This window comes from Gimesia sp. (assembly GCF_048260065.1).
Classification (GTDB): domain Bacteria; phylum Planctomycetota; class Planctomycetia; order Planctomycetales; family Planctomycetaceae; genus Gimesia.
The window spans coordinates 65,465-85,430 of the sequence record NZ_JBLXHC010000003.1 but is presented as its reverse complement, the minus strand read 5'-3'; the positions used below and the strand labels follow the sequence as shown (position 1 = coordinate 85,430).

12 protein-coding genes are annotated in these 19,966 nt (G+C 47.8%); 7 read left to right on the top strand and 5 right to left on the bottom strand.

Features of this window, described 5'->3' with window-relative positions; translation table 11 throughout:
- Positions 1 to 19: 19 nt before the first annotated feature.
- Positions 20 to 1,333 (top strand): MBL fold metallo-hydrolase, encoded by a 1,314-nt coding sequence (locus ACN0YN_RS06470; RefSeq protein WP_417384183.1) that lies wholly within the window; start codon positions 20 to 22, stop codon positions 1,331 to 1,333.
- 1,042 nt (positions 1,334 to 2,375) lie between these two features.
- Here ACN0YN_RS06470 and ACN0YN_RS06465 read toward each other — a convergent pair.
- The 3 genes from ACN0YN_RS06465 to ACN0YN_RS06455 form a co-directional block, all read right to left on the bottom strand.
- Positions 2,376 to 3,101: a tyrosine-type recombinase/integrase gene (locus ACN0YN_RS06465; protein ID WP_417384182.1), complete on the bottom strand. Its 726-nt coding sequence runs from the start codon at positions 3,099 to 3,101 to the stop codon at positions 2,376 to 2,378.
- A 174-nt stretch (positions 3,102 to 3,275) separates the two neighbouring features.
- On the bottom strand, positions 3,276 to 3,737 hold the full coding sequence (locus tag ACN0YN_RS06460) for a hypothetical protein (protein WP_417384181.1): 462 nt from the start codon (positions 3,735 to 3,737) through the stop codon (positions 3,276 to 3,278).
- Between the two features lie 111 nt (positions 3,738 to 3,848).
- The gene (locus tag ACN0YN_RS06455; RefSeq protein WP_417384180.1) at positions 3,849 to 4,796 is read right to left on the bottom strand and encodes a Holliday junction DNA helicase RuvB C-terminal domain-containing protein; all 948 of its coding nucleotides are present in this window, start codon (positions 4,794 to 4,796) and stop codon (positions 3,849 to 3,851) included.
- 471 nt (positions 4,797 to 5,267) lie between these two features.
- Here ACN0YN_RS06455 and ACN0YN_RS06450 point away from each other — a divergent pair, with 471 nt between their 5' ends.
- The gene (locus ACN0YN_RS06450) at positions 5,268 to 6,326 is read left to right on the top strand and encodes a hypothetical protein (RefSeq protein WP_417384179.1); all 1,059 of its coding nucleotides are present in this window, start codon (positions 5,268 to 5,270) and stop codon (positions 6,324 to 6,326) included.
- A gap of 359 nt (positions 6,327 to 6,685) precedes the next feature.
- Here the strand turns inward: ACN0YN_RS06450 and ACN0YN_RS06445 are convergent, their stop codons facing one another.
- Together ACN0YN_RS06445 and ACN0YN_RS06440 are read right to left on the bottom strand one after the other, a co-directional pair.
- A complete protein-coding gene (locus tag ACN0YN_RS06445; protein WP_417384178.1) occupies positions 6,686 to 7,522 on the bottom strand; it encodes an alpha/beta hydrolase in 837 nt (278 codons plus the stop codon).
- A gap of 295 nt (positions 7,523 to 7,817) precedes the next feature.
- Positions 7,818 to 8,162 (bottom strand): helix-turn-helix domain-containing protein, encoded by a 345-nt coding sequence (locus ACN0YN_RS06440; protein WP_417384177.1) that lies wholly within the window; start codon positions 8,160 to 8,162, stop codon positions 7,818 to 7,820.
- Positions 8,163 to 8,258: 96 nt separating this feature from the next.
- On the opposite strand from ACN0YN_RS06440, the gene drmD reads away from it, so the two are divergent.
- The 5 genes from drmD (at position 8,259) to ACN0YN_RS06415 (ending at position 19,966) form a co-directional block, all read left to right on the top strand.
- The gene (gene drmD / locus ACN0YN_RS06435; RefSeq protein WP_417384176.1) at positions 8,259 to 11,423 is read left to right on the top strand and encodes a DISARM system SNF2-like helicase DrmD; all 3,165 of its coding nucleotides are present in this window, start codon (positions 8,259 to 8,261) and stop codon (positions 11,421 to 11,423) included.
- 371 nt (positions 11,424 to 11,794) lie between these two features.
- Entirely contained in the window at positions 11,795 to 12,439 is a 645-nt protein-coding gene (locus ACN0YN_RS06430) for a hypothetical protein (protein ID WP_417384175.1), read from the top strand.
- A complete protein-coding gene (locus tag ACN0YN_RS06425) occupies positions 12,439 to 13,350 on the top strand; it encodes a phage exclusion protein Lit family protein (protein ID WP_417384174.1) in 912 nt (303 codons plus the stop codon). Before ACN0YN_RS06430 ends, ACN0YN_RS06425 begins: the two co-directional genes overlap by 1 nt.
- Positions 13,351 to 13,352: 2 nt before the next feature.
- The gene (locus ACN0YN_RS06420) at positions 13,353 to 17,939 is read left to right on the top strand and encodes an Eco57I restriction-modification methylase domain-containing protein (protein ID WP_417384173.1); all 4,587 of its coding nucleotides are present in this window, start codon (positions 13,353 to 13,355) and stop codon (positions 17,937 to 17,939) included.
- Entirely contained in the window at positions 17,936 to 19,966 is a 2,031-nt protein-coding gene (locus ACN0YN_RS06415; protein ID WP_417384172.1) for a hypothetical protein, read from the top strand. The genes ACN0YN_RS06420 and ACN0YN_RS06415 overlap by 4 nt, the downstream gene beginning before the upstream one ends.

Below are 19,966 nucleotides of genomic sequence, written 5' to 3'. Positions count from 1 at the left end.
TTCCGAGGGAGACGCAATAATGGAAAACACTATTTTCTTCGAACGTGCAACGCACAGCATCGGCCAAGGTGCATTTTTCTCTGGCTCTGTTAGGGTTGAGCATGAGAGATTTCGATACATTTACGACTGTGGCTCAAATGATCCCCAACCCCTACGCTATGAAATTGCTCGTTATTTGGAATCGGAACAAAACGAGAATGCGTTGGATGCACTTTTTGTCTCGCACTTTCATAAGGATCATGTCCAGGGGCTAAACCAATTACTTGCTGGCATGCAGGTTGAATCGGTGATTATCCCCTATCTCTCTCCCTTTGAGAGAATTCTCCTAATAACTGAAAAGGCGGTGGAAAACTGCCTAAACTATGATGAAATTCAGTTCATTTCAGATCCCGTCGAGTGGTTAGCAAGTCGTGGCGTTAATCGTGTGATCTTCGTTACGACGGGAGGGGATGAATCTCCACCTCCCGCAGACGGTATGCGAACAGCGAATGATCCACAGGATAAACGTGGCATTCGCTTTTCTCTTAAAGACATTGAGGAAATAGAAACTCCGGTACCCGCAGGAAATGGAAGAACACAACCAGTTGTATATTTTCTCCCCCACACCACCCCCCTGAATCTGATAAATACCAATAGTCGGATGATGAATTGGGAGTTCCTTACTTTTATTCATCCAGATCTTGAGAGAATCGAAAAGTTCAAAGATGCATTGATTCAAGTCTTTCCTCAGTTCGAGTATCAAGATGGAAGGTCAATCAGTATTCGCTTGGACCTTCTTCTACCTGTGCTAAGGAACAACATAGAGCGTGGCAAACTTGCGGGCGTATATCGGAATGCATTTGAAAATCTCAATTACACAACCCTATGTCTTTATTCTGGGCCAGCATTCAATGAGGCAACCGAGTGTTGTCATTTGAATATCTTGAATAAATATGCTGTTGCAAGACGAAGCAGTGTGAATCCGCAGAGCTTTCATGGGCTGGGTCATTTGGGGGAATACCATCACGGACGTGTCGGATGGATAGCAACTGGAGATGCCCCCCTGGCAGTCGCAATTAGACGTGAAGAGTTTCTCAATCATTACAAAGATCGTTTCCCATTCTGTTCGACGATGACAACTCCGCATCACGGCTCGAAACACAATTTCGATACCAGCCTTTGTGAAAGAGGGATAGCATATTTTGTTGCTACTGCGAGAGAAGGGAATCAACACCATCCTGATCCAGGCGTACGCCGCAGTGTTCAGCAGAGTGGGGCATTATTTTTTCTCGTCACCGAGGAACCGCTAACGGAGTTACAAGAACACGGCTTGGTTTATGGTGCCTACAGATAAAAATACACTAAAAATGGGGTGATTCAACCGCTTCTCGCAACTCGCCTTCACTGCGTTGCATATTTTGTTTCGGCGTATTTAGATTACTGTGTCCGAAAATTTGTGCGAGACTGACAATATCACCAGGATTGGATTCGAGATATAGGTGATCCATCGTGTGTTGCAGCAGATGCGGATGGAACTTCACGCCGATGAACGCCGCATACTTGTCACACAAAGGGCGAATGCTCCATTCACCGTTTGGACCTCTTTCTCCAATGAAGACTCGCTAACTTTCGACGGGCGGCCTTGTTTCCAGTCCAGGATTGTAGTTAACCCACACCAAGCAGGAGGTGCAATACTCAGTAGGTTGTGCGTTGAAGTTAGCTGTAGAAGAGCGAGCAGAATCCTCTACTCTAAAGTGAGACACAATGAAAGGAGTTGTGTGACATGGGGAAAGCAAATGCTGGGATGTTATTGTATCTAAAGGCCGAAAATTAGACAGAGCGACTTATTAAACTATTGCGTGAGCGTGAACGTTTAATCAAAGAATTTGCATTGACGCTTTCTGAAATTGACGAACGACTTGAAACCAGTCTCGGAAATGATACACATCAATTCAAGCCAAGATGTCGAAACTCAGAGTCGTTGTCGAAGTTCATCCTCTAGGCGATGAATCAATCAACAGTGAAGAATCCGAGTGAAATGGAGATCGCAGATCGAGTGTTGTCGATGGGCTACAGCACCAATACAACGGACTTTGTAAGCTCGATTCATATTACGATGGTGATGTTTGCCCGTGACGGGATTGTAAATTGCTCTGGCCAAGACGAGAGACACTGGAACTTGACGCAATGCGGGATGCAACTAATAAGTTCATCTACTGATGAATAAACCAAAACGACGCCATCTTTGAATATTTATTACGTACTACTGACCATTTCCCTCGTTCCGTCAAAGCAGAATCAATCCGTTCCTGTTTTTGTCGAAGACAATTTTCGATATTGCACAGATCGATCGAGCCCCGACCGCCAGTGGCGGGCAGGGCATGCTGAGATCGGGTTTACAACTCCACATCCCGCATTGCCTTTTGGTATCGCTCTTCGAGTTCACCATCCAGAGCGATGTGTTGATAGACAGCTAACGTCTCTCGTCGAGAGTGGCCCGTGATCAACTGAAGTTCCGCATCAGCCATGCCGGAATGGCGGGTCAGCCAGGTGATAGCCTGATGCCGGAATGTATGTGGTGTTGCCTTCACCCCTGTTTCCTCCGCATATTCCTTGACGATTTGCTGAATGCGTCTGGTCGAGAACTTCGTATTCCGCCTACTTTGAAACAGCCAACGATTCTCTGAATGAGCAGCGATGTGAGTCCGTAGTGCGGTGGCGAAACTCTTTCCGAATAGAACGTATCGGTCTTTGGAACCTTTGCCGTCGTTGATTCTGATTTTGCAGTTCTCCAGGTCCAAGTCAGCAACTTCCATGCTGCATAATTCCGAGACCCGCACGCCGGTATAGAATAACAACCGCAACATCAGGCTGTGCTCAACGTTGTCCGCCCGATCGACTATTTGGTAAAAGCGTCTGAAATCATCGGCGTTCAAAACCTTAGGCAATTTCTGCTTTCGCTTGGCAGGTCGCAGTTCACATTCCTGCCGGACTCGCTTGGCTACATAACGCCAGTCTTCATAATCCAGTCCTGCCTTACGAATGATCCGCACGATCTGAGAGATGATGTTTGATTTCGCTTTTCCGTTTTGTGATGCGCCATTGGGGCGGTTTTCTGTCATGGGGAATGCCTCTTGGGATCGAAAACCCGGTTTGAATTTCGTGATCTGACCATTATGCGAAATTGAATTCGCTGGCCTTGAAGGTACGGCGTGACTGATTGACAGCGTGGAAGTAATTCCAGATCATCGTCTGACAAAATAACGACAACTTCCGGTCACATCCATCACCACAAATCAGACATCTCTCTCACACTTGAGCTTGAGAAAGACCTGCCGGATCAATTCGCCGGGAGCTACTTCGGCAGTTCCTTGTGGAAAGACCTCCCGTACAGCCTGACTTACCTGACGATCATCGAGTGGGGCCAGCCCCAGCGCCCCCAGGCTCTTGATCAGGTCGGCATGGTTGCCGTTTTGTGGCTTGGTGTCTTTTCGCTGTTTTCTCGTTGGTTGTTGCGATCGACGACGATAGAAGAGGACAGGTTCGCCATTGATTGATCGTCCCGTACTGCGAACTCTCAAACAGACTTCTTGCAGTTTCCGGTCATAAATCGGACGCCGATTGGACAGCAAATAGACAGGATATGGGAAGACAATCCCGATCAATTCATGAAACCGCTGTCGAGACAGGTCGCACAGGGCAGCCATCTCGGAAACGCTCACAAACTCCTTGAAATCAGACATGTTTCGGTCAGTCATCGGACATAACTCCAGCAAAGATCAGGGGAAAAGACGACAAGAATCGGACAGATAGGGGAGACCGATTCGACGGCACATTGAGATAAATATCAGACACAAACCGAACGCAAATCAGTCTGTTTCAGGACGACTATGCGACAGGTATTCATACCCCTGTTGCGTCAATTCCCGCAGTCCATTCTTATCTTTGACGACCAAACCACTCCGTAGCAGAAAGGGCTCGACGTGGTGACTGACCGCCCTCGATTCCAGACCAAGAATGCAAGCGATAACCCCCAGGCGAGTTGGACCTTTACCCAGAGCCATCAGGTAGCGGCGTTCCGTGGAGTCGAGACCAATTTCATCGATCTTCTCCAACTGGCACGCCTGCTCCAGATGTTTGATGTCAACATTCTTTTCACCTTCCGACCGGCAACAACGCCAGCACGAATTGAGCAGTCGAAGTGCAATTCTGGGCGTTCCCCGTGATCGTTTTGCAATGAGCGGCAAGACCGCTTCATGTACATCCCACCCCAATGCCCGGCTGCGGTGCCACACGATTTGCGCCAGTTCCTCAGGTTTATAGTAATCGCAGTTGATGATGACTTTGGCCCGATCCTTCAAAGGCTGTAAAAGCCGTTGCGGATCAGTAGTTGCCAAGAGAAGAGTGAAGTCGGCAATCGGAATAGATTGCGGAGACTGCCCACTTCCATTGACCACGATCCGTCTCTTGTCGATCGCCAGATAAAGGAGCGTTTGCAGTTTCTTGTCGAGTTCGTGACACTCATCCAGGAACACCACATCCTTATCCCTGGCTCTCAACAGAACAGCATGCATGTCGGCTGGCGACTGAATACTTTGAGCGAGTGTCTCTGTGAATGAAGAACACATTTCTTGGGCAATGACATTGGCAAATGCTGTCTTGCCGATCCCTGGAGGGCCAAGTAACAGCGTTGGAGTCGGGAAAGGTTGATTCTCAGAGAAAGCATAGTTTAGCCCAACTTCGATAACCTTTTTGGCATGCTCCTGGCCAATCAGGTGGGACAGTGAAGTTGGTTGCACATCGTTGATATCAGTCATGGTCTCTTTCCTGCTTGCGGGTGATTGAAACTGCCCCACAAGGTACAGAGCCACTGACTTGGATTTCAGAATTTTCGTTAACAACTCAATAACGTGGTATTCAATCACAGCGATAACAATCGGAATACCAAATCCAAGAACGATCCCCAACTAGTTTTCAAAGTAACCACAACCGCCAGTTAATGTGACAAGCATGAAGAAACTGACACCAGACTATGCAAGCAGAATAAATTACATTTATTTGCAATATTTAAATAGAATAAGACATGTTTCTTTCAAGGGAATTATGAACATGATAGGGACAAATCAACTGGAGGATCTTTGATGGTAAATCCAGAAAGTAAAAAAAATGACATATTTCGTTTTACATTTTTGGATCAGTAGAAGAGATTAGACACTAAATGTAATGACTATGATTCCACCACATGATCATTAACATCTTTCAGCCTCTTGTATACGGAACCTAAAATAATGTTCAATGTAGTAATTTCTCCGAGACATTCAAAAGTGTTTAATAACGGTTTGCCCCACCTAGAACACTTTCCAGATGAGCCTATTGTCGTACTTGAGAAAGAGCCTGAATGGAGATGGCTAATGGTCGCAAATGACAACACATATCTCATGCGGGGTGACAGTATTGGGCGCATTAACAAAATCAATAAGGTTCTCAGAAAAACTAATTCTGAAACTGATTTTGACCGAGACTATGCTGGAGTTAGCACAATATTTCGAGATGGCCATAATGATCTGTGGGGATTATATCATGGCGAGAAACATGAATATGAAGGAGAAAAGATTTCACAACGTGACTGGAAAATAGGACTTGTGAAATGTAATGGAAAAACGTTTGATCGAATGGGAGTAGTTTTACAAACTTGCGATCGAAATAATAACTACCATCATTTCGGTCTTGGAGATCCATCGGTATGCAAAATGCGTACTGGCGAACTATATGCATACTACACAGACCTAACTCGTGTTTCAGATAATTCTGAAAATCCTGGTAAATGCGTGATTAGTATGGCAAAATGCGATCCAGAAGATCCTTTGAAATGGTACAAGCGATCTGGAAATCCAGAAAATGCCTGCTTTGATGTCGAAGGTCTTGAACCTGATTCGCCACTTGTTGAATTATTTGATAATGCGCCAGAGGATTGCGACTTTTCTCTTCCAAATGTTCAATATGTCGAAATTTGGGATATCTATATTATGACCTTCGTTACACTTGCACTTAATGAATTAAATAAGAATCACAGGATATCATTACCAGATAGGTCTGGGTTTTATATATCTCATTCTGAAGATGGTTTACGGTGGAACAAACCCATAAAACTCTTTACCGCCAACGTTCAGGATAATGGTTATAAAGCTTCCATGAGACCGTGCTTTATTGTTCATTCTTACAATAAATATTCAATAAAGGGGGTTCTTTACTATGCCTATTCTAAATGCCTAGAAGAGCAAGGATATACACCTCATTGCATGGTACAAAGAAGTATGCATCTACATAAACATGTCGCAATATTTTAACTTCTGCTGTACTTAAATATCCTCAATAGATTCATCGAGCCTAATAGCAAGGATTGGAATAGATTTGCGTAAAGTTATGACTATGGGGTAGAAACATAACCGAGGGCAGTATCGCACCGATATTCACTTTTCTAGAAATCACGTTTTCGGAAGGTATTTTTTCGGAATTATTTCAACAACGATCTAGAGTGTGGCATCTGGCATGGTTGACTAGCTCTTTGTAGAGACGCCACTACCAATTTTGCATTGTCGAGGTTCCCTGATTTGCCAAAGAAGTATGATGCACAAAAAGCTGTTTGGCTTATCTCGAAGTGAGTAGAATCGCATAAGAATCTGCTTTGAAACAGATAGGTACATGTTTAATCCAATTGCTCAGATTCGTCCCACGGGCCATCATGCCTATTCTTGATAATCAGCCACATTGCATCTTCGGACGAATATATCTTGGTGATTTCCGGCTCGAAGATTCGGTAATACTCTTCTCGATCGAACCGTCGATTTCCCAAAGACATTGTCAGATCAACGACTTGGTCGTCGAGTTCGCACCATGCATGGTCAACTCGCTTTCTCACCGATTCTCGTCCCACCTTACCATGAACGAGAACCCAATCAGAATTCAAAGGACGGGTGACCCAGCGCACCGAAGCCGTGTAGCACAATCCAGCCCATTCTTGTTGCAACATTTCTTCAGGATCATCAGTGCTTGAGGGAATACATGATTCGATTGCCGCCCCCAGCATTGCCTCAAGGGAGTTGGGATCAGCCAGTCGATGATCGTTGCCAACCTCAATCAACGCTCCCTCACGAAGTTTGCTATTTTCAGCAAGTACCTCGCTGTCTTTGAAAGGAATGACATCATCGTTTCGACTGTGAAGGATCGTTGTTTTCCTTTTTGTGGATGTGACTGTCCCCCAATTCTTCCATGCTGGACAGAGCAATATAAGAGGCGTGTCACCACTATCAATGTTCATGGCAATGGCCCCGCCACGGGAAGAACCGACAATCACATTCGGGTGGTGTTGGTCATACTCCGCTTGAGCAGTTTGGACGGCAAAGTCGAAGTCGTCGTCATCCAGGGCAGGATTTATTACAGTGTGACCGGGACTCATCAGGTAAGTTGGTTTGACGCCGCCTGGTACGCTATGCCATCCGTGAAGGAAGAGGATTTTCATCAATTCGCCCTCAGCATATTCCACCGTTTATACTCCGTTTCGTTATCATTTCCCAAAGTCGGACACAGATAGATATGCCTTTCCTTCTTGTGATGAATGACGCCAAACTCGACGCAGAACATCGGGAAACGTGCCGAGATTTCCAAGCACGAAATACAATTGACTTGCATCGAGAAGCAAGAATGGACCTCGTGAGAACGAATCCTCGCTGACAGCCACCGAAGAATAGGCTTCTTACGCCAGAATGACTGTAGGAGAGCGTCGTAAAGAAGCTCGATTAGATGTGGCGGAAGTTTCGTTGGCATCAGCTTCGTTTTCCTCAACGCTTGGCTGGCTTTGTTGACTTTTGATGACTCAAAACAAAAGCCTCAAGAGCATTGTCAGTCATAGTGGCCAATAGCCGGAACGCTTCAGGGTTGTCCTGAATGCGTTTACGAATCGACTCTGGTATTTTATCGGCCAGCAACAACAACTCATCTTCGTCTGCATCAAGTTCCGTGGCAAGCTTGTAGATAAACTTCTCAGACGGGTAATCGCCGAAGTGCAGCTTCTCGTTCTCCACCTTACTGATGTAGGAAATACTCACACCAAGTAGGCAAGCCAACTCTTTTTGAGTGAACTTCTTAGACTCACGGAGTTCCCGAACTCTCTCGCCAAACTGCATTTCAAGCTCCTTCCTGATTGCTCATCTACCGGGCTTATTGTATAGTAGTCATACTTTTTGGTCAACTTGTTGCATTCGAACTTTGGGCTAATGATTATGACATCCACCACGCTGAGCGTACCTGAACAGGGACAACTCGTGCAGGTCCGTTCCCGCCAGTGGGTGGTGAACAACGTCAAGCCCAGCAGCCTTCCCTCGGTCGCTTTAAAGCCTGAATTCACTGGCCCGCAAAACTTACTGACACTCTCTTCTGTAGAAGACGACGGACTCGGTGAAGAGCTTCAGGTTGTTTGGGAGATCGAACCCGGTGCCCGTGTCATCGAGAAAGTTGCTCTTCCAGAACCAACCGGCTTCGACGCTCCTGATAAGCTCGATGCTTTCCTTGATGCTGTTCGTTGGGGGGCCGCTTCCACTGCTGACTTGAAGAATATCCAATCACCATTCCGTAGCGGAATCGAGATTGAGGACTACCAGCTTGATCCTGTCGTTCGTGCGATTCAGATGCCGAGGGTCAATCTTCTCATTGCAGACGATGTCGGTTTGGGTAAAACTATCGAGGCCGGAATGGTCGCTCTCGAACTGATGATTCGGCATCGAGCCAGAAAGATGCTGATTATTGTCCCCTCGTCGCTTCAGATTCAGTGGCGAGATCAAATGCGGGATAAGTTTGGACTTGAGTTTCGCATCGTGGATTCGGAATTGATGCGAGACCTGCGAAGACGCCGTGGCATTCACGCCAATCCGTGGAGTCACTTTCCTCGCCTCATTACCAGCATCGATTTTCTGAAGCGAGAACGACCTCTGCGTTTGTTCCGAGAGACTCTGCCTGCACAAGGCGAGGCGATTTACCCTCGTAAGTATGATTTAATGATCTGCGATGAAGCCCACAACTGCGCTCCCTCTGGTCGAGGAAAATACGCAACCGATTCACTTCGGACACAGGCACTTCGTGAACTTGCCCCGCACTTCGAACACAAGCTGTTCCTAACCGCTACACCACATAATGGCTATCGTGAAAGCTTCAGTGCGTTGTTGGAACTGTTGGACAACCAACGGTTTTCTCGTGGTACAGATCCAGATCGCAAGCAACTTGAAGCGATCATGGTGAGGCGACTGAAGACTGATCCAACTTTTGCAAAGAAGTGGGACGGCACTTCCCGCTTCCCTCCCCGAGTCCTCGAATCCATCGAAGTTCCCTACACGAACGAAGAACGTGAATGCCATCAAGCGCTCCGTGAGTACACCAATCTTCGAACCAGACGAGCTTCGGATAACACAGAACGGTTTGCAACTGAGTTCGTTCTGAAAATTCTGAAGAAGCGTCTCTTTTCCAGTCCTGCGGCTTTCCTTACCACTCTGGAGCGTCACGAGGAATCACTACGGTCAGCAAAGCGAAAAGCAGTTTCAAAGCCGAGGATGAGCGTGCTTCAACGTGAGTTCGACCGCATGGATGAAGAGTACGCCGACGATTTCGAGTACGACGAAGCGACCACTGACGCCCTTGATTCTGCAACTCGCTTATTTACCGAATTGAATGAGCAGGAAGCTGCCTTACTGAAGCAGATGAAGAAGTGGGCAAATCGTGCCCGTGCCCAACGTGATTCCAAAACAGAGCACCTGATTCAGTGGCTCAATGAGACTATTAAGCCGGGCGGTAAATGGTCAAAAGAACGAGTCATCATCTTCACGGAATACCGGGCTACTCAGAATTGGTTGCAGGAAGTGCTGGCCACCGAGGGCTTCAGTGGCGGCGACCGACTGCTGACCATGTACGGTGGCATGGACAGTGACCAACGAGAAGCGGTCAAAGCTGCCTTTCAAACTGATCCAGAGAAAAGTCCTGTTCGTATTCTGTTGGCCACGGATGCAGCCTCGGAAGGTCTCGACTTCCAGAACTTCTGCTCCCGGTTAATCCACTACGAGATTCCATGGAATCCAAACCGAATGGAGCAGCGGAATGGTCGTGTGGATCGTCACGGACAGAAGGCCGACAAAGTTCAGGTCTATCACTTCGTCGGCAAGGGCTACAACGAACGAGCCAACCAGCAATTCAGCGGCCATGCTTCGGACTTGGATGCTGACCTTGAATTCCTGATGCGGGTGGCCTTAAAGATCGAGACAATTCGTGAAGACCTCGGTAAAGTCGGCCCCGTCATCGCCCAGCAAGTGGAAGAGGCGATGTTGGGGCATCGATCAACTCTGCAAACCGAGGATGCTGAGCGTGACGCTCAACCGATCCGCAAGATGCTGCGATTTGAGCGTGATCTACACAAGCAGGTACAGGCTCTCATGGAGCAATACCGAGAGACACGCCGGGAACTGCGACTATCACCAGAAAATATCCAAAAAGTTGTAACGGTCGCACTGCAACTCGCTGGGCAGCCTGCGCTGATTCAAGCCAAGACTGAAGACGGCGAGCCGTGCTTCCTGTTACCGCCATTGCGTGGAAGCTGGGCAGCGTGTGCTGAAGGTCTTGAGCATCCCCACACGAAAGAGATTCGCCCCATTACATTCAGCGAGTCAATAAGCAAGGGACGAGATAATGTGGTGCTGGTACACCTCAATCATCGTTTGCCTCAGATGTGCCTGAGACTTCTTCGTGCTGAAGTCTGGGCAGAAAAAGGTCGATCAAAGCTTCAGCGTGTGACCGCCCGAATAGTGCCAAACGACATCCTCGACACACCAGCTATGATTGCCCATGCCCGGCTGGTGGTGATCGGCGGCGACAGCTACCGACTGCATGAAGAGATCATCGCTGCTGGTGGACTCATTAAGGAAGGAAAATGGGGTGGTCGTCTAAATGTTGGACAAACCGAATCTGCACTGATAGCGGGAACAGAGAAAGTGCCTTCTGCTTCAGTCACGGAAAAGTTGTTGGAACTATATCCGTCTCTTACATCATCGCTGGCTTCCGCACTAGAAGCCCGAATGAAGGATCGTGTCAGCGGTCTGGAGAAACGACTCAACGAACGTTCGGAGAAAGAAGCTAAAGACATCAAGGCTATCCTAACGGAACTAAAGAAGGCTATTGAAGCAGAGTTGAACGAACCCGACTACCAGCAATTACAGTTGTTCGATGATCCTGAACGGGATCAGTTCGAACGCAACAAGAACTCCATGCGAGCAAGGGCGCAGGAGATTCCCGGCGAAATCGAACGTGAGACCGAGGCAATCAAAACCAGATTTGCGAATCCACAGGCAAGGATGTTCCCCGTTGCAGTGACGTTCTTGGTACCTGAGAAACTTGCGGGAGGTGCGTGATAAGCAAATCTCTCGTTCTTAGAACCCTTGGGATCGACTTCGGTTTTGCTGCGCAAGGCGAATCACTTGGTTACGCACAATTTGAGACTCGCCTTGACTCAAAGTCAGCGTGTATCAGCATAGCTGCGGAATCCCAAACTAGCACTCTTGAAGCATTCACGAACCAAGTCTTGCCGTCAAACATATCTGACCGGAGTTCTCTGCTCACCCTCGACGCACCAATCACTCCTGTTCGGATTCCTGAACTTCCAGCAGTTGGAAGGCAAGTCGAATCCAGGTTTTCTCGTGGCCAGTTTAGCAATGGGCGACGGGGGCCACAGCCATCGTCAATTCGAGTTCCTCGTCAGGGCTGGCTACTCTATTGCGAGGCCATGGAATTCTTGACTGCGATAAATCAGGTCGGTTTTTCGTTGCCAACTTTTCCTGCCGAGGGTGATCGAATCGCCCTCGATATAGGACATAAAATGTGTGTCGAAGTATGTCCAAAACTGACACAGACCCTTTTCACGCCGCTTGACCGAATCTCTTCTCGATCTCCCAGTAACGGTCAACCTGTCTTCTACCGGCAAATCGATAACTGGCTCTTCTCGCATCTCTTTGTGAGGCAACCGCCAGAGACAACTTATCCAGATGGTGGCACTCAACCTGCGTTTGGCGAAGACGCCGCCGAAATGCAACGGCTTCTGGGCAACGAAGTGACGATTGACGAATCAGTGTGGACAGAAGCGGCAAGAATCCAGGCATCTCAGCCGTTGTCGCTTCGACATGAACTAATCGGCGCATTTGTAGCGGGGTTCCAAGGAGCGATGATGCTCGCAGGTAAGGCAGCCATGTTTGGTGCGTCCGGCGATCATGAGGGTTTCTATGTGCTTCCTGCAATATGGCATGATGACTGGGTAGAAGTTTGGAATCAAACTGCACGGAGAGATGATTTCGTGAGGCAAGTCCTCGTTGAAACAGCGCTGCCGGACATTCAATCTGGTTGCCAAGACGCTGAGCAGAATGGAGGTGGATAATGGCCGACGACTTTGGTGAAGAAGTTCGTGAGTTACTCAGGCAGATAACGCCTCAGAGATCAAATGAACTCAATATACTTACAGAAGGCGTAACATTCCGCAAAGACGAGAACGAAGATGGCATTGGCTTCTATGCCAGTTCTAATTTGAAGCTCGTGCGGGTAACAATGCGGTGTCAGGCTCGGTTATGGGCACATTGCTACGCCTATTACTGCATGTTCACAGAGTATGCAGTTCGCCAATCTGGAGCAGATAGTGGGCTTTCTAGTGATCAACTTCAAGTCGCTGGAGACTTCTTGGAATGGGCAGTTGAGTCTGACATCCAGATTCGTTTACAGGGGGGAAGCGGTATTCCTGTTGTGATGAAAGACGCTCCCAAAGACGCCCCCTTACCGTTCGAAAATATCAATGCCAATGTAGTGCAAGTTGGCTCTGAAACGATTTTTTTGAACGCACTCGCATTTATCATCCATCACGAACTGGCCCATATCCAGTTAGGACATGTCGGTGTTGAGAGTGATCTTTCGATCCAGCAAGAATATGATGCTGATGCTACTGCTGCCGAATGGATACTCGGCGTAGATGTCGCAGATGAGTTTGATTACTTGGTTCGGCATCTTGGTGTTGCCATTGCTCTATTATGGTTTACGTCTTTGGCCTTTCGTGAGAAGTTTGTGATAGACAGCCATCCCCCATCATGGAAACGTCTGTTGGCTGCTTTGGAGCCAACAGTTAAAGGTGAGGAAGACGCTGTTTGGGGATTCGTAGTTCTTGCACTAACGCTTCATTTTCATCGGTATGGCCTTTCGCTTGACACTCTTTCAGAAGTTACCCATACACGAGCCACTGTGGTTGAGATGGTCGAAACAATTGAGCAGTTCAACGCCGGGTTAGGCAAGGAAAGTGAGTGACAATGTCCATCGCACGTCATCACGCAGAATGGCTTTCGCTTGTGCCGGTCTCAGGCCCATTCCTGAGTCTGCCCGTCTTGTTGGAAGCGTTTCCACAGGGACTTATTGCGCACGATGCGGAACATGCTCGGCTTCTGCGACTAGCCTATGAGGAGTGGGACGACAGCTTTCAGAAAAAATCGTTTGATCCAAGTGTTCACGATGCTTGGGTCAAGTTTGTCCTGACGACAACGTTAGAGTTTGACGAAAGTGTACTGGCCGAAGGTCAGGCGATTCCGCAGACGCTGCACATCGAAGTGCCTGAGCATGGCGAATTGCTCAAGCCTGACATTGTGCTGAACGATCCAGCCACGAAGAAGGCTCGGATGCTAATTAAGAAGTATCCTCGCACGCAAGACCTCACCAGCTATGTTGCTGGTTCTCGGTGGAAGGCGTCACCTGATACTCGAATGACTGACCTTCTGCACGCTACTGGCGTTCGGCTGGGCCTCGTCACCAATGGCGAACACTGGATGCTGGTGGATGCTCCAAAGGGTGAGACGACCGGATACGCCTCTTGGTACGCTTCATTGTGGCGAGAAGAGAAGATCACGCTGCAAGCAATTCGCACATTGCTTTCAATGACTCGGTTCTTCGGCGTCTCCGATGACGAGACAATTGAGACCCTGCTGACTAAGAGTGCGTCCAACCAGCAGGAAGTCACCGAGCAGCTTGGTCTTCAGGTTCTGCGAGCCGTCGAGGTATTGATCCAGTCTCTCGACAAGGCCGATCAAGACCACGGACGGGAATTACTGGAAGGCGTCGGTGAGGCCGTCCTTTACGAATCGGCCCTCAATGTGATGATGCGGCTGGTGTTCCTGTTTTGTGCCGAGGAACGAGAACTGATCCCAACCAAGCCATTTCCTGTCTACGAACAGAACTACTCGGTCTCAGTGATCTCTAAGCAACTACGGGAGATTGCCGATCAGCATGGCGAAGAACTATTGGAACGTCGGTATGATGCCTGGCCTAGGTTACTCTCTGCCTTCCGTGTGGTCTATGGCGGACTGGCTCACGACGACGTTTACATGCCTGCTTACGGTGGTCGATTGTTCGATCCCGACCGATTTCCATTTCTCGAAGGGCGGGTGCAGAAAACAAGCTGGAATGATACGGAGGCAACTCCGCTTCCGGTCAATAATCGCACGGTACTGCATCTGCTTGAAGCCTTACAGTTACTACAAGTCAAACTGCCAGGGGGTGGGCCAGCCGAAGCTCGGAGGTTAAGCTTCCGTGCTCTGGACATTGAACAGATTGGTCACGTCTACGAGGGGTTGCTCGATCACACTGCCAAACGTGCCGCAGAACCGATGCTTGGCTTGATCGGGAAGAAGGAGCCCGAAGTTGCGTTACAACTTATGGAACAGGAACGAGAGAAAGGTGACAAATCATTCTTCGAATTCCTGAAGAAAGAGTGCGGCAGCGCTCGAAAGTGGGAGAAGTATCTCGATACAGAACTTGAAGATCAGCAGGAACGAAGACTTCGCACGGCTTGTGGTAACAGCGAAGAGTTATTTGAGCGAGTATCCCCATTTGCAGGCTTACTGCGAGATGACACCTTTGGCTATCCTGTTGTTATTCCCAAAGGAAGTGTGTTCGTCACGGAAGGGACTGATCGACGCAGCAGTGGAACTCACTATACGCCTCGCAGCCTGACCGAACCTATCGTGCGGTACACGTTGGAACCACTGGTCTACGTTGGTCCTGCTGAAGGGAAACCGAAGGAAATGTGGAAGCTGAAGTCAGCAGCGGAACTGCTCGACCTCAAGATTTGCGACATGGCATGTGGTTCGGGAGCGTTTCTTGTTCAAGCAGCTCGCTACATGTCGGAGCGTCTCATGGAGTCTTGGGACGCAGCCAAAGAAGAATTCCCCGATGTGCCTGGCATTACACCCGAAGGGCAACCATCGACCGGGAAAGCTAACGAATCTTTCATTCCCGATGATCCCGCTGAATGTACTACCTATGCCATGCGAGTCGTAGCTCAGCGATGTTTGTATGGAGTGGACATCAACCCGCTGGCAATAGAGATGGCGAAGTTGTCACTATGGTTGCTGACTCTGGCAAAAGACAAGCCTTTTGAATTTCTCGATCATGCGATTCGTTGCGGTGACTCGTTGATTGGCCTGCACAGCATCGAACAATTGCGGCACTTTAGTCTGAGGCCACACGATCTCGACGAGCCATTGTTCTCTGGGCCTTGGTTGGATGGCGTACCCGAGGCGATTGAGCTACGTATCAAGTTGGAAGACATGTCGTCGAATACTGTCGAGGATGTCGAAGCTCAAGAGAAGTTGCTTAAAGAAGCCGAAGACAAAATTACTCGACTTCGGTGCGCCGCAGACTTGCTGGTTGCTGGCGAGTTCTGGGGCGAAGATGTAAGGGACAAACAAGAGCGAGTACGGCATTACGCCAATGTCTGCGGGCACTACGTCGAGTCTGGACCAACCGAGGAGTTCGAGGAAAAAGCTGAAAAGGAACGAAGAGGACAGAAGATGTTTCACTGGCCACTTGAATTTCCTGAGGTAATCGTAAAACGAGGTGGATTCGATGCGTTCTTTGGAAATCCTCCATTCATGGGAGGGCAAAAAATTACAAATGTGATTTCTAAGAATTACCGCCAGCACATTGTCGAGCATCTGGCTCTTGGTCAGACTGGAAGTGCTGATCTGTGCGCTTATTTCGTGCTTCGTGCAACCTCACTTTTACTCAGCTGTGGTCAAGCGGGTCTAATAACCACAAATACCATCGCAGAAGGCGAGACTCGACAGGTAGGATTAGACCAACTTGAATTATGTGGAGCATCACTGCGTTCGGCGTTTGCTAGTAAAAAATGGCCGGGAACAGCGTCGTTGTATGTCTCAGTCATTTGGTTTTATCGTGGCAATTGGGATGGATCGTATTTGCTAGATGAAAGAACGGTATCGACGATCACAACGACACTAAGCGAGCACGCCGAATTAGGGACTCCACATAGATTGGCTTCAAATCGAGGTATTGCTTTTAAGGGAACATCCCTACAAGGAGTTGGATTCTTAATGACCCCCGAGGAGGCTAATCGAATTATTGAAAGTGATTCCAGGTATAGCGAAATTCTATTCCCATATCTTGGCGGGGCAGACATAGCACGCACTATCGATTGTTCTCCGAACCGGTGGGCAATCAATTTCTTCGATTGGACTCTGGAACAGGCTGAGAAATATCCCCATTGTCTAGAAATTGTACGTGTAAAGGTAAAACCTGCTAGGGAGAAGGCTGGCATACGAAATGCGATTGGCGCAAGACGTGCACAATTCTGGTGGCGATACGATGCACAGGCGAAGCCACTTTATGAAGCGATATCTGATCTATCATACGTTTGGATAATCGCACAAACAAGCAAATATGCAGCTTGCGCTCGTCAGAGAGCGAACATCATGTTCGACCAGAAGGCGGTCGTGATTTCTTTTGAGTGGTTCTCGGTGTTCGGTGTTCTAACATCAAGTTTTCATTTTGCGTGGACAAATCAATTTGGTGGCACACTGGGTACCACAATCTCATACTCTGTTGCAGATGTATTCGGCACATTTCCATTCCCTTTTGATATCTCACCGATACAGCGGGATTACGAAGAACCATCTGTGCTCAGGGAGCTTTCTGTAATATCGTCCGAGTATTTCTCACATCGTCAGAGTTCCATGAGAGAAAGGATGGAAGGACTAACATCATTTCTTAATCGCATCCACGATCCGAAAGACAATTCAAGGGATGTATGTTTATGTCGTAAATTGCAGGTGAGAATAGATGAGGAGATGGGAGCCTTATACGGATGGCAAGACATTGAACTTGACCATAGATTCGTGCAAACGTCGGATGGACTGCGTTTCACGATCAGCGAAGAAGCTCGTCGTGAGGTGTTACACAGACTCCTCATGCTGAACCACCAGCGGTATGAGGAAGAAGTCAATCAGGGTCTCCACGACAAAAATAAGAAGGCCAAGCGAACAACCAAAGGGAAGCAAAAGACTAAGAAAAAAACAACACCAATTGTCGCCAAGACACTGTTCGACATGGATGGGGATGACACGACATTTCCAGTCAACGACAGCGACAAGTTCCTGTGTGGTCTTCTATGTGATCTAGTCGCCGCACAATCGGGGCTGCGTCTCTCCGCTTATCTTGACGCACTCATCATCGTTCTCGGCTTCGAGCGACATAGCAAACTATTGGTTGGGGATGATAATATAAAATTGATTGAGCTTTGTCGGCAAGTTCCCAATCGGCAAATCCAAGCTCCCGAGCGGCTCCTGTGGAATGATCTCATAGAGTTGCTTTCACTGCGTAAGGCGATTGTAAAAAAGGATAACAAGTCTCTGCAATGTGGCGAAGAGTGGAATTCCATACGTGAAGACTATCCACACATCAATGGAGAACTGATTTCGCTAGTTCTCAAAGCAGCATCAGAATTACGAGGGCTTCAGGAATCTGCCACACCAATTCCCCCAGAGAAAGAAGCGTTGTTGGCAGATCATCAGCAACATCAGAAAACACTGGTCGGGGGGACTGCATGAACTCAATAACGATCCCAAAATCAAGTAACCATCGAAATCGCCCGCTTGTATGGGTGAAAGAGATTAGATTGTACAAGACAATTGATCCTCTTGAGGAGATTCGACCTCCCCTACTATTCACAATGGGGTTGAACATTATTCAGGGGGAATCGAACGACTCTGACCAAGCCTTTGAGTCTGGTCATGGTATTGGTAAGACGACATTGTGTCGATTGATTCGTTACTGCTTGGGGGAGAAGACGTTCGGGCAGTCTCACATCATGGAAGAGGTGAATAGTTGTTTTGCTGATGGGTATGTTGGTGCTCTGATTGAACTTGATGGTTCCCAATGGGCAGTCCTACGTCCATTGGGGAATCGACGGAAACATATTACTCAGCAGAACGTCACAATTCAGGAACTCGTCGAGTCTGACAAGACATCGAAGTATGAGAGTTTTGTTTTGGCAATTGAGGAAGCATTGCTCAAAAAGGTGCCGAAGAGAGATGTGCTTTCCAATGGGCAGCAAATTCAATGGCTTCACCTACTTGCGATGTGCAGCCGAGATCAAGAGAGTCGTTACGACCGATTCTGGAATTGGCGACATTCACGCAGTGAGTCATCGACACCAAAGTTCGCAAAACCCAAGGTTGATGCGGGCCTGTGCGTGCGAACGATCCTTGGATTTTTTGATCCGAATGAACGTGAGTTGCGTGCGGTACTTGAAAAACTTGAAGCTGATCTTCCTAAAATTCGTGCCGAGATTGAGAGAAAGAAAGACGAACCACGGTTTTACATTGATAGTATCAGACAAATCCTTGCAAACACTTATGAGGTTCAGGATGCGCTCAATAGCCCTATCGATACTGGGAAGATGTTTGGGCTCATACAATCAGCAAAACAAAAGCAAGCAGAATTAAATAACGAACTCAACACAATCAATGAGCGGATTCCTAGCTTGAACATGAAGATTAGCCTCGCATCTGCATCGTATCTCGAGCAGTCCGAGATGAGCGAGCAAACATCTTCAGCAAGCGATGTCACCTCTGAGAGCACGGAAGTTATGCTAGATGAAGTGGACAAGTTCAGGAAGCAGAAGCAGCGTATTGAGGATATGGAAGGAGTTTTGTGCAAGCCTGCGCAAATCATGGTTGGCGCCTGTTCGATTGTGAAGGCAAAATTGACTGACTTAAACAAGCAACTGGAAGAATACCAAGCCGAGACCAGCCCAGAGATCATTCAACGAGAGCAAGTGGCTGTAGAACTCACTGCTAAAGCTGAAAAGCAGCAAAGACCACTCGACTCAATGCGTGAGCGACTCGAAGAATTTAATGCCGAAAGAGACAAGCTCCTGGAACGACGTGGTGTGCTTAATGAACTGATTAAGCGGCTTCCAAACGTAATTGATGATTTGCTGAAATGGGATGGAATTCTCAGCGGAACCGTTAAGTACGAAGAACAAGAATCGCTTCAGGAAACTGAGAAAAAGATAATAGATGATTTTGCGACGACGAAGGAAAGTTTACACAAAGTTGTCGAAGAACAGCGGATTCGTGCGGAGTCATTTGCTCAACGTTTCAACAAAATTGTACAAGGAGCGATCACTGCCGAATTCAATGGAGCTGTTTTGATCGAAGAAGATAGTATCGGTTTTCGTGTCAACAGAGGTAATCTACTGTTTGGGGAAGCATACGAGACGCTTGCAGTATTGTTGGCAGACATTGCACTGATGATCGAGAGTTCTCGGACGGAAGTCGCTCACCCAGGATTCCTATTGCATGACAGTCCACGAGAAGCCGACTTGAATTATCGCATCTATGAGAAGTTTTTGGAGCTTGCTCATTCACTCATGCAAGAAGCTCGCATTGGTGACGATATCCCATATCAATATATTGTTACCACAACTACATCACCACCGAAAAAACTATGTAAATCTATTACTCTACATCAATTGAGCAGTGGAGATGGCTCTCTTTTTGGTAGGCAGCTTGAAGTGAAGAGTAAAGAGATGGAACAGCCAACTCTCTTCGATATGAAAGAAGGTGAATAA